The organism is Streptomyces sp. NPDC058470 (genome assembly GCF_042721055.1).
In the GTDB taxonomy this organism is placed as follows: Bacteria; Actinomycetota; Actinomycetes; order Streptomycetales; family Streptomycetaceae; genus Streptomyces.
On the sequence record NZ_JBHXMF010000110.1, the window covers coordinates 1 to 15,323 of the forward strand.

At 68.8% G+C, this 15,323-nt stretch carries 11 protein-coding genes; 4 read left to right on the top strand and 7 right to left on the bottom strand.

Going from position 1 to position 15,323, the window contains the following annotated elements; all coding sequences use genetic code 11:
• Positions 1–92 precede the first annotated feature (92 nt).
• The gene (locus ACFWP7_RS41635; RefSeq protein WP_384393543.1) at positions 93–980 is read right to left on the bottom strand and encodes a calcium-binding protein; all 888 of its coding nucleotides are present in this window, start codon (positions 978–980) and stop codon (positions 93–95) included.
• A 321-nt stretch (positions 981–1,301) separates the two neighbouring features.
• On the opposite strand from ACFWP7_RS41635, the gene ACFWP7_RS41640 reads away from it, so the two are divergent.
• Positions 1,302–3,599, top strand: a complete 2,298-nt coding sequence (locus tag ACFWP7_RS41640) for a transglycosylase domain-containing protein (RefSeq protein ID WP_384393546.1) — start codon at positions 1,302–1,304, stop codon at positions 3,597–3,599.
• 51 nt (positions 3,600–3,650) lie between these two features.
• Here ACFWP7_RS41640 and ACFWP7_RS41645 read toward each other — a convergent pair whose 3' ends face one another.
• The 5 genes from ACFWP7_RS41645 to ACFWP7_RS41665 all read right to left on the bottom strand — a co-directional run bounded on the left by ACFWP7_RS41645 (position 3,651) and on the right by ACFWP7_RS41665 (position 11,983).
• Complete coding sequence (locus ACFWP7_RS41645; protein ID WP_384393549.1) at positions 3,651–5,114, bottom strand: catalase; 1,464 nt, start codon at positions 5,112–5,114, stop codon at positions 3,651–3,653.
• A 153-nt stretch (positions 5,115–5,267) separates the two neighbouring features.
• Positions 5,268–7,391, bottom strand: coding sequence for a SpoIIE family protein phosphatase (locus tag ACFWP7_RS41650; RefSeq protein ID WP_384393552.1), 2,124 nt, complete (start codon positions 7,389–7,391; stop codon positions 5,268–5,270).
• A gap of 349 nt (positions 7,392–7,740) precedes the next feature.
• Positions 7,741–8,433: a DUF402 domain-containing protein gene (locus ACFWP7_RS41655; protein ID WP_384393555.1), complete on the bottom strand. Its 693-nt coding sequence runs from the start codon at positions 8,431–8,433 to the stop codon at positions 7,741–7,743.
• A 115-nt stretch (positions 8,434–8,548) separates the two neighbouring features.
• On the bottom strand, positions 8,549–9,934 hold the full coding sequence (locus tag ACFWP7_RS41660; RefSeq protein WP_384393558.1) for a class II fumarate hydratase: 1,386 nt from the start codon (positions 9,932–9,934) through the stop codon (positions 8,549–8,551).
• 381 nt (positions 9,935–10,315) lie between these two features.
• A complete protein-coding gene (locus tag ACFWP7_RS41665; protein ID WP_384393561.1) occupies positions 10,316–11,983 on the bottom strand; it encodes a fumarate hydratase in 1,668 nt (555 codons plus the stop codon).
• Positions 11,984–12,138: 155 nt separating this feature from the next.
• On the opposite strand from ACFWP7_RS41665, the gene ACFWP7_RS41670 reads away from it, so the two are divergent.
• Both ACFWP7_RS41670 and ACFWP7_RS41675 read left to right on the top strand, forming a co-directional pair.
• Entirely contained in the window at positions 12,139–12,879 is a 741-nt protein-coding gene (locus tag ACFWP7_RS41670; RefSeq protein WP_384393564.1) for a DUF1707 domain-containing protein, read from the top strand.
• A gap of 209 nt (positions 12,880–13,088) precedes the next feature.
• Complete coding sequence (locus tag ACFWP7_RS41675; RefSeq protein ID WP_384393567.1) at positions 13,089–13,466, top strand: WhiB family transcriptional regulator; 378 nt, start codon at positions 13,089–13,091, stop codon at positions 13,464–13,466.
• A 138-nt stretch (positions 13,467–13,604) separates the two neighbouring features.
• Here the strand turns inward: ACFWP7_RS41675 and glpX are convergent, their stop codons facing one another.
• On the bottom strand, positions 13,605–14,636 hold the full coding sequence (glpX, locus tag ACFWP7_RS41680; RefSeq protein WP_384393570.1) for a class II fructose-bisphosphatase: 1,032 nt from the start codon (positions 14,634–14,636) through the stop codon (positions 13,605–13,607).
• 125 nt (positions 14,637–14,761) lie between these two features.
• Between glpX and ACFWP7_RS41685 the strand changes: the two genes are divergently transcribed.
• Entirely contained in the window at positions 14,762–15,280 is a 519-nt protein-coding gene (locus ACFWP7_RS41685; RefSeq protein ID WP_384393573.1) for a DUF4245 domain-containing protein, read from the top strand.
• Positions 15,281–15,323: the final 43 nt, after the last annotated feature.

Genomic DNA, 15,323 nt, shown 5'->3' on the forward strand with positions numbered 1-15,323 from the left:
GCCCCCGGGGCAGCGGGCCCACCCCGGCCCGTCCGCGCCGGGATGTGGGGAACCACGCAAGGGAAACGGGCTGTTCCCCGGCCAAACAGAGGTCAATCCTGACGGAGGGTGTCCGTACCCGGGCCGCCGGAGAGCGTGTCCGTGCCGGGGCCGCCGTACAGCTTGTCGTTGCCGCTGTTGCCGTACAGGGTGTCCTTGCCGCTGTTGCCGTACAGGGTGTCGTTGCCCTTCCCCCCGTACAGGTGGTCGTTCCCGGTCCCGCCGGAGATCTTGTCGGCGCCGTCGCCACCGTTCAGGCTCTGACCTCCCGCACCCCCGCTGATCACGTCGTTGCCCACGCCACCGTCGACGAAGCCGGTCGAGAAAATCGTGTCGTTGCCCTTGTTGCCCAGCGCGAGGGTCCCGTCGCCCGCGTGGATCGTGTCGTTGCCGTCACCGCCCATCGCGACCGAGACCTCCCCGACGGCGAGGGTGTCGTTGCCGGCACCGCCGTCGACGTAGTTGCCGTTGAGGCCGCTGGCTTCGGTCAACGTGTCATTTCCGGTACCGAGGTCGATCGACGCGAAATTGTAGTTCTGCTCGGTCTTGTTGGTGTAGGCGACGGTGTCGTTTCCATCGCCGAGATCCACCTTCAGGGTGGCGTACGGGTCCTGGCTGTCCGAGATCGGGACCTCGCATTCGGTAATGCTGGGGCCGCGATACGAGCAGTTGTCGCCGAAGTCGATCGGCACGACGTCTTGGATGACGTAGGCGATGCTCCCGAGGCCGTTGAGATGGGCCGCGGTGATGGTCACCTTGTTCACCTGGCCGTCGGCGGCTGTGTACACGACTGACCCGTCGATGACCTCCGCGGTGGCCGACGATGTCGCGGCACCGGCGGTCCCGGCGAGCGCCAGTGGAGCGGCCAGCCCTCCGCCGAGAGCCAGCGTCAGCGCCGACGCGACTCGTAACATCGGCCGATTGACGAGATAAGGGGACATGGCAAAGCCTCCTTTTTGCGGACGTATGCTTTCTTGACGCAATGTGTGTGACCCGCCTGGGCGGCACTTGGTTGTACGCCCACTCGCCCGGGTCTCCCCGCTTCGCGCCGGCTGAGTGACAACACGTTGTCCCGCTCTGCAACCTTCCCTCCCTCTCGCTCGTCGGTTCCAGTGGGGCTGGAGCGTGCCGCGTGCTGATTCTCACGTCCGTAAAAGACGGGATCGGCGGACCTTTGTCACATCGCGCGGTGTTAGTTTGCTGAGCTGACCCGAGATACGAACCTGTGTGCCACACGAGAGTGAAGCGGAGCGGATCGACCCATGGGACGAGCGGATGAGAGACGAGCGCGGCAGGCGCAGGGCCACCGCCGCGCGGCGCCCAAGCGCTCGGCCAGGGGCAAGGACAAGGCCGGCCGCCGCAGTGGCATACGCCGGTTCCTGAACTGGAAGACGATCCTCGGCACGTTCTTCGGCTTCTGCCTGCTCGGCATGGGCGCCTTCATCGTGCTCTACATGATCGTCGACGTGCCCAAGGGCAACGCGGCCGCGGAGTTGCAGAGCAACATCTACCAGTACAGCGACGGCACGACCCTCACTCGCACCGGCAAGGTCAACCGCGAGGTCGTGGACCTGGCCAAGGTGCCCAAGGGCGTCCAGAAGACCTTCGTCGCCGCCGAGAACAAGTCCTTCTACACCGACTCGGGCATCGACCTGAAGGGCACGGCCCGCGGTCTGATCAACACCCTCTCGGGCAAGGGCCTGCAGGGTGGCTCGACGATCACCCAGCAGTACGTCAAGAACTACTACCTCACCCAGGACCAGACCGTCACGCGCAAGCTGAAGGAAATGGTCATCTCCCTGAAGGTGGACCAGCAGCAGTCCAAGGACGACATCCTCGCGGGGTACATCAACACCAGCTACTACGGCCGTAACTCGTACGGCATCCAGGCCGCGGCGCAGGCGTACTACCGCGTCGACGCGAGTGACCTCACCGTCGCGCAGGGCGCGTATCTCGCCTCGCTCCTCCAGGCGCCGAGCCAGTACGACTGGGCGGTCGCCACGGAAACCGGCAAGGAACTGGTCACGGCTCGCTGGAACTACACCCTGGACAACATGGTCGAGCAGGGCTGGCTGGACTCGGCCGAGCGCGAGGCCATGAAGTTCCCGGTGCCCAAGGACCCCCAGGGCGCGCCCGGAATGGAGGGCCAGGTCGGCTACCTCTGGGACGCGGCCAACAACGCGCTGGCGCAGCAACTCGTCACCGACGGCACCGCCGCCGACCTGGACGACGCGAAGGCGCTGGTCGACGCGGGCGGCTGGACCATCAAGCTCAACATCGACAAGAAGAAGCAGGGGCAGCTGGAGGACGCCGTCAAGGCGAAGCTGACCAGCAACCTGGACGCCAAGAAGCGGGACGTCGACGCGGACGTCCAGGCCGGCGCCGTGTCCGTCGACCCGAAGACCGGCAAGGTCCTCGCGATGTACGGCGGCACGGACTACTTCAAGCACTACATCAACAACGCGACCCGTTCCGACTACCAGCCCGCGTCCACCTTCAAGCCGGTGATCCTCGCGGCCGCGCTGGAGCAGAACGCCAAGACGCAGGACGACAAGCCGATCACGGCGAACACGATCTACGACGGTACGAGCGGCCGCGCCGTGAAGGGCAGCGACATCGCCTTCTCGCCGCCGAACGAGGACGATCAGGACTACGGCGACGTCACCGTCCAGACCGCGATGAACAAGTCCATCAACTCCGTCTTCGCGCAGATGGGCGTCGACGTCGGCATGGACAACGTGCTGAAGGTCGCGGCCGACCTCGGCATGGACACCAAGGGAGTGCAGGCGGTGCCCGCGCAGACCCTGGGCACCATGGGCGCCAGCCCGCTGGAGATGGCGGGCATGTACGCCACCCTCGACAACCACGGCAGGAAGGTCACCCCGGCCATCGTGGCGTCGGCGGAGCACAAGGACCGTACGGTCAAGTTCGCCGACCCGATCGGTGAGCAGGTCGTCAGCGTGGAAGCCGCCGACACCGTCACCTCGGTGCTGACGGGTGTGGTCGACGACGGTACGGCCCGCGTGTCGGTGGCCCAGGCGGACAACCGCAAGGGCCAGCAGGTCGCGGGCAAGACGGGTACCTCCGACGACAACAAGTCGGCCTGGTTCACCGGCTACACGCCGAACCTGGTCACCTCGGTCGGCCTCTTCGGAGAGGGCGCGCCCGGCACCGACAAGGAGGGCGCGCAGGTCTCCCTGACGGGCGCCGCGGGCGGTGGCCGCGTCAACGGCGGTGGCTTCCCGGCGGAGATCTGGGCGGAGTACACCTTCGGCGCGATGGGCAAGGTCACCAAGTTCGACCTGGACACCACGCAGGGCGCGGCGGTGAAGCCCACCTCGACGCCCACCGTCACGCAGACGCCGTCCAGCACGCCCTCGACGGAGCCGACCACGGAGGAACCGACCACCGAGCCGCCGACGACCACCAGCAGCGCTCCGGTGACCCCGTCGGAAGAGCCCACGACGTCCAAGCCACCGACGACCGAGCCGGCGCCCACTCCCACGTCGACAGCGACCATCGGGATCCCGGGGGATCCAGCTGATCCGAACGCTCAGTGAGCGAGGCGAGGGGGCGCCCGGTTGATCACACCGGCGCCCCCACGCTCGTACTCAGCCTCCGTTGACGTTGTTCGCGATCCGGTCGCCGATCTCCTTGTCGACGTTGCGCCAGTACTGGACGGCGCGGTCGAGGACGGGACGCGAGACGCCGGCCTTCAGGTGGCCGCTGATGTTGGACACCAGCCGGTCGCGGGCCGCGTCGTCCAGCACCTGGCGGACCATCGTGCCCGCCTGGCCCCAGTCGTCGTCCTCGCGGTGCAGCGCGTACGCCTCGCGGACCAGCTCGCCGGCGGTCTGCCAGCTCGCGGGGTCACCGAAGCGCCCGTAGTCGGCCGCGGGGCCGCCGTAGGAGTTGGGCGCGTACGGCATCGCCGCGTTGGACGCCTCGTAGCGCATCGGGCCGTCCTTGGCGTACGAGTTCACCGGGGAGCGCGGCCGGTTGGGCGGCAGCTGGTTGTAGTTCGGGCCGATCCGGTACCGGTGGGTGTCCGGGTACGAGAAGAGCCGGCCGAGCAGCATCTTGTCCGGCGAGGGGCCGATGCCCGGCACCAGGTTCGACGGCTCGAACGCGGCCTGCTCGATGTGGATGAAGTGGTCGTCCGGGTTCTCGTTGAGGGTCATCCGGCCGACGTCGATCAGCGGGTAGTCCCCCTGGGGCCAGACCTTGGTCAGGTCGAAGGGGTTGAAGCGGTAGTCCGCCGCGTCCTCGAACGGCATGATCTGGACCTTCAGGGACCAGCTCGGCGCGTTCCCGGACTCGATCGACTCGTACAGGTCGCGGCGGTGCTTGTCCGCGTCGTGACCGGCGAGCTCGTCCGCCTCGGCCTGGGTGAGGAACTCGATGCCCTGGTCGGTCTTGAAGTGGTACTTCACCCAGAACCGCTCACCGGCGCCGTTGATCCACATGTAGGTGTGGGAGCTGTAGCCGTTCATATGGCGGTACGTCTTCGGGATGCCGCGGTCGCCCATCAGCCAGGTCACCTGGTGTGCCGACTCGGGGGAGAGGGTCCAGAAGTCCCACTGCATGTCGTTGCTGCGCAGCCCGGTGGCCGGGTGCCGCTTCTGCGAGCGGATGAAGTCCTGGAACTTGATCGTGTCACGGACGAAGAAGACCGGGGTGTTGTTGCCCACCAGGTCGTAATTGCCGTGCTCGGTGTAGAACTTGAGCGCGAAACCGCGGGGGTCGCGCCAGGTGTCGGGCGAGCCCATCTCGCCGGCGACGGTGGAGAACCGCGCCAGCATGTCGGTGCGCTTGCCCGGCTGGAAGAGGTCGGCCTTGGTGAACTGGCTGACGTCGTTGGTGACTTCGAAGAATCCGTACGCGCCACTGCCCTTGGCGTGCACCACACGCTCGGGGACCCGCTCCCGGTTGAACTGGGCCATCTTCTCGATGAGGTAGTGGTCCTGGAGCAGGATCGGGCCGTCAGGACCCACGGTGAGCGAGTGTTCGTCGCTCTCCACCGGAATTCCGACGTTGTTCGTGGTGTACGGAGCCTTCTGGGGTGCCTGAGTCACGAGCGTCCTCCCGTCAAAGAAGAGGGTTGTTAGGTCGCTTCGTCCACCACAGCAGTCAACTCCGCCGACGGGATGTCGGCAACATTTGGACTGCGTCCAATTCCGGTTCGCATCTGGATGGCTGCTGAGGAGGGCCCCGCGCGGGTACCCCCCTCAGCTCCGGTTCAACTCGAACCAGACGACCTTTCCCGTGCTCAGCCGCGTGGCGCCCCACCGTCTGGCCAGTTTGTTGACCAGGATCAGCCCGCGTCCGCCCTCGTCCGTGGCGCGCGCCTGCCGCAGCCGCGGCAGCTGCGGCACGTCGTCACCGACCTCGCAGCGCAGGACGTCCGTACGCAGCAGCCGCAGCGTCACCGGCCGTGACGCATAGCGCACGGCGTTGGTCACGAGTTCGCTGACGAGCAGCTCCACGGAGTCGCTCATCTCCTCCATGCCCCAGCGAGCCAGCGCCCGCCGGGCGAGCTTCCGGGCCCGCCCCGGGGCCGCGGCCTCCGGCTCCAGGTACCAGTACGCGACATCGCTCGGCGCGATCCCGTCGAAGCGGGCGGCGAGCAGCGCGATGTCGTCGTCCCGGTCGCCCGGGCCGAGCATGTCGAGCACGTCGTCGCAGAGCGCTTCCAGCGGCGGCGGATGGTCCGGCCCGGTCAGCGCCGCGGTCGCGGCCAGCCGCTCACGCAGCTGCTCTATCCCGGTCCACACGTCTCTGAGACGGGACTCGACCAGGCCGTCGGTGTAGAGCAGCAGCGTCGCCCCGGCGGGCGCGTCCAGCTCGACCGCCTCGAAGTCCACCCCGCCCACGCCGATGGGGGCGCCCGGCGGCACCCGCAGCACCTCGGCCCGGCCGCCCAGGTGCAGCAGGACCGGCGGAGGATGGCCCGCGTTGGCGATCGTGATCCGGTGTGAGACCGGGTCGTAGACGGCGTACAGGCAGGTCGCCATCCGGTCGGTGCCCAGGCGCTGCGCCTGCTCGTCCAGGTGGTGCAGCACCTCCTGCGGCGGCAGATCGAGCCCGGCGAGGGTCTGTGCGGTCGTCCGCAGCTGGCCCATGATGGCGGCCGAGGTCATCGAGTGGCCCATGACGTCACCGACGACGAGGGCGACACGGCTGCCCGGCAGCGGGATCGCGTCGTACCAGTCGCCGCCGACGCGCGCGGTCTCGGCGGCCGGAAGATAGCGGGATGCCAGCCGCACACCCGTGGGCCTGGGCAGCGTCTCGGGCAGCATCGTGCGTTGCAGCTCGTCGGCGATGTACGCCTCCCGCCCGTACAGCACAGCCTTGTCGATCCCGAGCGCGGTGTGCGTGGCCAGCTGGGCGGCGACCAGCAGGTCATCGGTCTCGAAGGCGAACCGCTCCGGACGGCGCAGGAACAGTGCGGCGCCGATCACCCGGCGGCGGCCGCGCAGCGGGGCCAGGATCGCGCGCTGCCCGCACGGCACGGACAGCTCGTCGCCGAGCAGCTCGGGCAGCGCGGCACGGGCCGCGGGCGCGTCCGCGAACACGGGCCGTACACCGCGCAGCACCTCGGCGAGGGCGCCACCGGGGCGTACCTCGCACAGCTCGGCGGAGACCGGCGGCAGCTCGACGGGCTCTGGCTGGAACGCGGGCGGCAGGGCGTTCTCCGCCGCCCGCTCCGCGGGGATCCGGTCGGTGCGCCGCAGCCGCAGCACGAGGGGCCCGGTGGGCCGCTCGTCACCGACCGGCAGCGGGTCGCGCAGATAGACCAGGATCTCGTCCGAGAAGGTCGGCACGGTCGCCCGGCACAGACCCATCACGATCTCGTCGAGGTCGATGCCCCGGGCGATCCTGCGGGTCGCGGCGCCGACGAAGCGCAGCCGGTCCCCGTCCCGCCGCATCGGCATCGGGCCTCCCGGCGGCAGGCTCTGTCCGGTACGCCGGTCCGTGCCGCCGGAGCTCGCCGACGGCCGCTCCTGATCGGCGCCCTGCTGGACCGGAATGCTGTCGGGAGCGGGGCGCGGGCGGTGCGGATCGGGCACGGCGGCCGAGGACTGGGCGTGCTCAGGGCCGGGGGATGCCGGCGAAGGCGTGTCGGTGCCGGCCGAGGCCTGAGCGGCGGACGGCCCCGGCGGGCAGGGCACCGCCGTACCCGGTCCGGACGGGGCGTCGCCCGAGCGTGCCTGTACCGGTAACCCTGTGTTTCCTGAGACCTGCGACGGCTGCTCCGGGGTATGCAGGAGCGCCCCGCGTGGGTCCGCGGGGGCGGCTGGCCGGCCGGCGCCGGGCTTGCGGCGCTCGTGCGAGGTGGGGTGCTCCGTCACGCGTGTCGAATCCGTCCGTCCGGGGCTGCGCGTTGTGCGCACAGTTCGTCCCGCAGCCCCGATACCCGGAATGTGTGCTCCAGGAACGGAATCTGCGCGTCGTCAGGACCGGGCTGGTCCGTTACCGGCCGGAGCGCAGTTGCGGCTCCGCCGGACGCCGTCGCGGTCCGGTCCGGCCGCTGCGGCCGCCCGCCCGCCGTACGGCCGTGGCCCTCGTACCCCTCGCTCACGTCTTGCCGCCCCTCGGTGACGTATGGTCAAGCCCGCCCCATACTGCGGGAGTTGTTCCTGCCGTGCGCCCTTGCGGAAGACGATCCTACGGTTGTACCACGGGGGCGCATCAAGGGTCTCATGAGGACACATGCGCGGGCGTACGGTCCCAGTCATCGGGGAGGGCGGGAACCGGCCATGTCGGATCGGGCCGCCAGTGCTGCCAGCCGTCGCGAAACGGCGAACCCCAGGAGCGGATCACCTCCACCGCGGCCCACCCCGCTTCCCTTACCCTTCCGGCCAGTTGGGCGTCCATCAGACCGGCCCGCTGAGCCTGCGCGAACTCGTCCTCGTCCAGCCAGCGCCAACTCCGGTCCGGATGCACGGCGATGTCCAGGAAGTGGTCCTCCGAGTCGACACCGTCCTCCCAACGGGCCATCGGCGCCTCAAGGTTCACGTACCAGTTCTTGAAACGCCATCCAGGCTCCCAGAAAAGCCACACCGACCAGGGCTCGCCGGGCCGCGCCAGCTTGAGGACCCCCGTGCCGAACCAGCGGTCGAGCCGCACCGTGCGCGGCTTCGTGTAGCGGGACTCGAGCGGTTCTCCGTGTACGGGCGTGCCGTCGGCCAGCACCGGCCGCACACACTCGGTGCCGGGTGCCATCCACACGGCCAGCAGTTCGTCGTCGTCCTGTACGACGGTCACCGGGCGGCAGATGTGGAAGCGCTCGCCGGCGTTCTCCCGGTACCGCCACAGGATCTGACTCCCGGGGGCCCAGTGCGCCGTCGAGCCGCCCGTTTCCACTTCTCTCACCGCTCCACCGTCTGTCATGACCAGATATTAGGTGCCCGGGGCATACGACGCTGTGGAGTGCGTCATGGTTCTCCCCACCGGCCGCAGGACGTTACGAAGGTGACATCAGCTGTTTTTCGGAGGGCGAAGCCCGTTACGGACGCGTCATCCGCAGGACATCCAAGGCCTCGTCCAACTGCTCGACCGTCAGATCGCCCCGCTCCACATACCCCGCCTTCAGCACGACCTGGCGGATCGTCTGCCGCTCCGCCAGCGCCTTCTTGGCGACCTTGGCGGCCTCCTCGTACCCGATGTACTTGTTCAGCGGCGTGACGACCGACGGTGACGACTCGGCGTACTCCCGGGCCCGTTCGCGGTGCGCGACGATTCCGTCCACGGTCCGGTCGGCGAGCAGCCGCGAGACATTGGCGAGCAGCCGGACGGACTCCAGCACGTTCTTGCCGATGACCGGCAGCATGACGTTGAGTTCGAAGTTCCCGGCCGCTCCGGCGGTGGCGACGGTCGCGTCGTTGCCGATGACCTGCGCGGCGACCATCAGCACGGCCTCGGGAATGACCGGATTCACCTTGCCCGGCATGATCGAGGACCCCGGTTGCAGATCCGGCAGGCTGATCTCCGCGAGCCCCGTACGCGGCCCGGAAGCCATCCATCGCAGGTCGTTCGCGATCTTCGTCAGCCCGACCGCGATCGTCCTGAGCTGCCCGCTCGTCTCCACGATCCCGTCGCGCGCCCCCTGCGCCTCGAAGTGGTCGCGCGCCTCCGTCAGCGGCAGCCCGGTGTTCCTGGCCACCTCCGCGATCACGGCGGCGGAGAACCCGGGCGGCGTGTTGATCCCGGTCCCCACGGCCGTCCCGCCCAGCGGCAGTTCGGCCAGCCGCGGCAGCGAGGCGTTGAGCCGCTCGACCCCGTACCGCACCTGGGCCGCGTACCCCCCGAACTCCTGCCCCAGCGTCACCGGCGTCGCGTCCATCAGGTGCGTACGGCCCGACTTCACGACGTCGGCGAATTCCTCCGACTTGCGGGTGAGCGACGCGGCGAGGTGGTCGAGGGCGGGGATGAGGTCGCGGGTCACGGCGGCGGTGGCGGCGATGTGGATGGACGACGGGAACACGTCGTTCGACGACTGGGACGCGTTGACGTGATCATTGGGGTGTACGTCCCTGCCTAGCCGCTCCGTCGCGAGCGTGGCGATGACCTCGTTGGCGTTCATGTTGGACGAGGTTCCTGACCCCGTCTGGAACACGTCCACGGGGAAGTGCGCGTCCCAGTCACCCCGGGCGACTTCGGCGGCCGCCTCCTGGATGGCCTCGGCGATGTCCTTCCCGACGACGCCCAGCTCGCCGTTCACCTTCGCCGCGGCCGCCTTGATCCGGGCGAGGGCTTCGATGTGAGCGCGTTCGAGATGCTGGCCGGAGATCGGGAAGTTCTCCACGGCCCGCTGCGTCTGGGCCCGCCACTTGGCGTCGACGGGGACATGGACTTCGCCCATGGAGTCGTGCTCGATGCGGTAGTCGCTCATACAGGGGTAACCGTGTTCGCGGGCGGTGGTGTTCCCTGGTGAGGTTTTTTCGCCCCCTCCGCCCCTACCCGTCCCTCGCCCCTGGGGCTCCGCCCCAGACCCCGCCGGGGCGCTGCCCCCTGCACCCCCCTCCTCAAACGCCGGAGAGGCTGAATCTTTCCCCACCCGGGAGATCCTTCAGCCGGGTCTTTCAGCCGTCCGGCGATTGACCGCGAGGCGACGCCGTCGCTATTCCCATCTCCATCCCCCACCCACCCGCGGGGGCGGCGTTTTCAGCCCGTCCGGCGTTTGAGGACGAGGCCGTTCAGGCCGGCAGCGGGGGCCTGGGGGCGGTAGCCCCCAGGGGCGAGGGACGGGTAGAGACGGAGGGGGCGAAAAGAGTTACCCCAGTCCAGGCCCCCGTACCGGAATCGAAGTGAACGTAGGCGCCGGTGCAGGGTCCTGGAAGAAGTCGTTGCCCTTGTCGTCGACGACGACGAACGCCGGGAAGTCCTCGACCTCGATCTTCCAGACGGCCTCCATGCCGAGCTCCTCGTACTCGACGACCTCGACCTTCTTGATGCAGTCCTGGGCAAGCCGCGCCGCGGGCCCACCGATGGACCCGAGATAGAAGCCCCCGTGCGCGTCACACGCGCTGGTGACCTGCGCGGACCGATTCCCCTTCGCCAGCATCACCTTGGACCCGCCCGCCGCCTGGAACTGCTCGACATAGGAGTCCATCCGCCCGGCGGTGGTCGGCCCGAAGGAACCGGAGGCGTACCCCTCGGGAGTCTTCGCCGGCCCGGCGTAGTACACCGGATGGTCCTTCAGGTACTGCGGCATCTCCTCACCCGCATCGAGCCGCTCCTTGATCTTGGCATGCGCGATGTCGCGCGCCACGACGAGCGGCCCGGAGAGCGAGAGCCGGGTCTTCACCGGGTACTTCGTCAGCTCGGCGAGGATGTCGCCCATGGGCTGGTTGAGGTCGATGCGGACGACGTCACGGTCCGACTCCAGATGCTCGTCCGTGGTCTCCGGAAGGAAGCGCGCCGGGTCGGTCTCCAGCTGCTCCAGGAAGACGCCCTCGGCGGTGACCTTCGCGAGCGCCTGCCGGTCGGCCGAGCAGGACACCGCGATGGCGACCGGGCAGGACGCACCATGCCGCGGAAGCCGCACCACCCGCACGTCGTGGCAGAAGTACTTGCCCCCGAACTGCGCCCCGATCCCGATCCGCTGCGTCAGCTCGAAGACCTTCTGCTCAAGGTCCTTGTCCCGGAAACCGTGCCCGAGCTCGGAACCCTCGGCCGGAATCTCGTCCAGGTAGTGCGCGGACGCGTACTTCGCGGTCTTCAGGGCGTACTCGGCGCTCGTACCGCCGACCACGATCGCCAGGTGGTACGGCGGGCACGCGGCCGTACCGAGTGAACGGATCTTCTCCTCCAGGAACTTCATCATGGAGCCCTCGTTGAGGACCGCCTTCGTCTCCTGGTAGAGGAACGACTTGTTGGCGGAGCCGCCGCCCTTGGCCATGAACAGGAACTTGTACGCGCCGCCGTCCGTCGCGTACAGCTCGATCTGTGCGGGGAGGTTCGAACCCGTGTTCCTCTCCTCCCACATGGTGAGCGGAGCCATCTGCGAGTACCGCAGGTTCAGGTTCAGGTAGGCGTCGTAGATGCCGCGTGAGAGGGCCGCCTCGTCGGAGCCCTGGGTGAGCACGTTCTGCCCGCGCTTGCCCATGACGATCGCCGTGCCGGTGTCCTGGCACATGGGCAGGACACCCGCGGCGGCGATGTTCGCGTTCTTCAGGAGGTCGAGCGCGACGAACTTGTCGTTGCCCGACGCCTCCGGGTCGTCGATGATGCGCCGCAGCTGCGCGAGGTGGGCGGGTCGCAGATAGTGCTGGATGTCGTGGATGGCCTCCGCGGCGAGCTGCCGCAGCGCCTCCGGCTCGACCTTGAGGAACGTCCGCCCGTCGGCCTCGAAGGTGGAGACACCCTCGGAGGTCACCAGCCGGTACGGAGTGGTGTCCTCTCCCTGGGGGAGCAGATCGGTGTACGCGAACTCAGGCATCTAGCCCATTCCTCACTTGACGGACAGCGGCATGCCTCCATCGGCAGCAGCCACCAGCGTAGAACCTGACTAGGACACCAAGCTTGTGAGGTAAGGCTCAGTTCGTCATCCACACCCCCTAGTCGCGATCTATCGCGTTTGGGTACGCTGATGCCGTGGACCTTCAGAAGCGCCCTGACCCGACAGTCCCCACGCCTGCTCCGGCGTCTGCTCCGGCGGTGGCGAAGCCGGCCGAGCTCCGTGCCTCGGACGCCGACCGCGACCGGATCACCGACATCCTGCGCGACGCGCTCGCCGAGGGGCGCCTCACCCCGGAGGAGCACTCCGAGCGGGTGGAAGGGGTGCTGTCCACCAAGACGGTGGGCGAGCTGGACCAGTTCGTCCGGGACCTGCCCGCCGCTCACGGGGCCCGCGCGACCCCGACGTACACGATCGCGCCGAACCGCCCCACGGTGGGCGCGATCCCCCTGGAGCCCGATGACAACGTGGTGGCGGTGTTCAGCGCCGCCGTCCGCAAGGGCCGCTGGCGAGCGGGCCGCCGTATCCACGCGTACGCGGTCTTCGGCAGCGTCGAGATAGACCTCACCGAGGCGATCTTCGAGTACCAACAGGTCGTGATCAAGGCGATCTCGGTCTTCGGCAACGTGGAGATCCGCGTCCCGGAGAACGTGTCGCTGCGGGGCAGCGGCGCCGGCGTGCTGGGCAACTTCGAGGTGGACACGCTGGATTCGGGCGATCCCGGCGCGCCTGTGATCTACGTGGACGGTCTCGCCGTACTGGGAAACGTCGAGGCGAAGCCCAAGCGGGGCAAGCTGATCGCGGACATCCTCGGCCGTGTGACGGACCGGGTGTCTGACCGGCTGGACAAGAGTTTGCGCAAGCACCTGGACCGTTGACGCCTGTGAATCCGACGGCTCCCGGGGCGAATTGGTCCAGTCGCGGCAGCCCGGACTTCCTGTGGTCGTCGTGGAGAAATCCAGGGCTTCGGAACCCAGTGCATAGGCGCGCGCACAGCGGGTAGGCCTTGCTGCATCGTCCCCTGGAGGGCGCTGTGGACTTCCCGCGGCGCCCGGCACGCTCGCGAAGCCGTCGTCAGGAGTAGACCGTGCTGCAACCGCCGCATCAGTCCCTGCAGCTAGCCGCCGTTCAGGCCCAGCGGGCGCCAGTGCGGGACAGGGATCAGGAAGCCCCATGGCACACGGAGGCCGTGTGCCGACGGGACGAGGCAGGCCTGTTCTTCGCGCCCTCCAAGGAGCCCACCGCGGCCCGCCTCTCCCGTGAGGAGGCGGCGAAGCGCGTCTGTGCCCGCTGTCCGGTGATGGTCGAGTGCCGGGAACACGCGCTCCTGCAACCCGAGCCGTACGGAGTGTGGGGCGGCCTCACCGCCGCCGAGCGCCGCGTGGTCCTCGCCCGTCGCCGCCGCCGCGACCTCGAACTGAAGAAGGCCGCCCACCCGACGGGGACGATAGCCGCGGCCGGCTAGACCGGAGCACACGAAAGAAGGGGCGCCCCTCCGCACAAGGGGCGCCCCTCGATCTTCAGGGGTGCGGGGAACTGCGCGACCAGCCACAGCGGACCCGCAGGTACGGGCGACCGCAGTGACCCGGCGAAACCGGCGGAGCTACTTGGCCCGGTCGAAGTCGATCGCGCTGTACGCCCGCAGCTTGCTCAGCCGGTGCTCCGAGGTGATCTGCCGGACCGTCCCGGACTTGGACCGCATGACGATCGACTCGGTCGTCGCGGTCTCGGCGCGATACCGGACCCCCCGCAGCAGCTCGCCGTCCGTGATGCCGGTGGCGACGAAGAAGACGTTCTCGCCGGAGACCAGGTCGTCCGTGTACAGGACGCGGTCGAGGTCATGGCCCGCGTCGATCGCGCGCCGCTTCTCCTCGTCGTCCTTGGGCCACAACCTGCCCTGGATGGTGCCGCCGAGGCACTTCACGGCGCAGGCCGAGATGATGCCCTCGGGGGTGCCGCCGATGCCGAGGAGCAGGTCGATGCCGGTGCCCTCGCGCAGGGCCAGGATCGAGCCGGCGACATCGCCGTCGGTGATCAGCTTGATCCGGGCGCCCGTCTCGCGGATCTCCTTGATGATCCCGTCGTGCCGCGGCCGGTCGAGGATGACGACGGTGACGTCCTCGGGCGAGGACCGTTTCGCCCTGGCGACGCGGCGGATGTTCACCGACACGGGCGCGTTGATGTCGACGAAGTCGGCGGCCTCCGGGCCGGTGACCAGCTTGTCCATGTAGAAGACCGCGGACGGGTCGAACATGGTGCCGCGGTCGGCGGCAGCGAGCACGGCGATCGCGTTCGTCATGCCCTTCGCGGTGAGGGTGGTTCCGTCGATCGGGTCGACGGCGATGTCGACCTCGGCGCCGGTCCCGTCACCGACGTGCTCTCCGTTGAAGAGCATCGGGGCCTCGTCCTTCTCACCCTCACCGATGACGACGATGCCGTTCATCGAGACGGTGGAGACGAGGGTTCGCATGGCGCGCACGGCGGCCCCGTCGGCGCCGATCTTGTCGCCGCGGCCGACCCAGCGGCCTGCGGCCATGGCGGCTGCTTCGGTGACCCTGACCAGTTCCAGGGCGAGGTTTCGGTCGGGGGCCTCTGAGGGGACCTCGAGTTCGGACGGCAATTGATGCTCGGTCATCGAGACGCACCTTTCTGATACGACGACGGCCGGATGAGGGTGTACCTCGACTCTATCGTTAGGCTGACAAAATGAGCAGGGGACCCCACGGATGAGCAGGCCAGGGCGCCTGCGAGGATAGAGCCGTGGCAGGTATGAAAGGCAAGCAGTCGGTCCGGGACATGATTCTTTCCCTGGCCCTCATCGGGCTCGTGGCGGGCGTCATCTACGTCTTCATCCCGCACGACGACTCCGAACCCGAGCTCAAGCGCGTCGACTACCGCGTCGAGCTGCTCACCGCTCGCCGCGCGGCGGCCTATCCCGTGGCGGCGCCCGAGGGGCTGCCCACGGCGTGGAAGGCGACGTCGGTGCGGTACGACGGCTCGGAGTTCGACGCCTGGCACCTGGGCTTCCAGGACCCCGACGGCCAGTACGTGGCAGTCGAGCAGTCCACCGAGAAGTCGGCCGCGTTCATCGCCGCGGCCAGTCAGGGCGCCGAGGAGACGCAGGCCACCCAGCGCATAGGCGACCAGACGTGGCAGCGGTACGAGGGCGCCAAGTACGACGCACTCGTGCTCAGGGCCAAGGACTCCACGACGGTGGTGACCGGGACGGCGTCCTTCGGGCAGTTGACCAAGATGGCGCAGGCCCTGAAGACGACGTAACCGTCCCGGGTGGACAGGGCGAAGGGCTCCGGCGATATCGCCG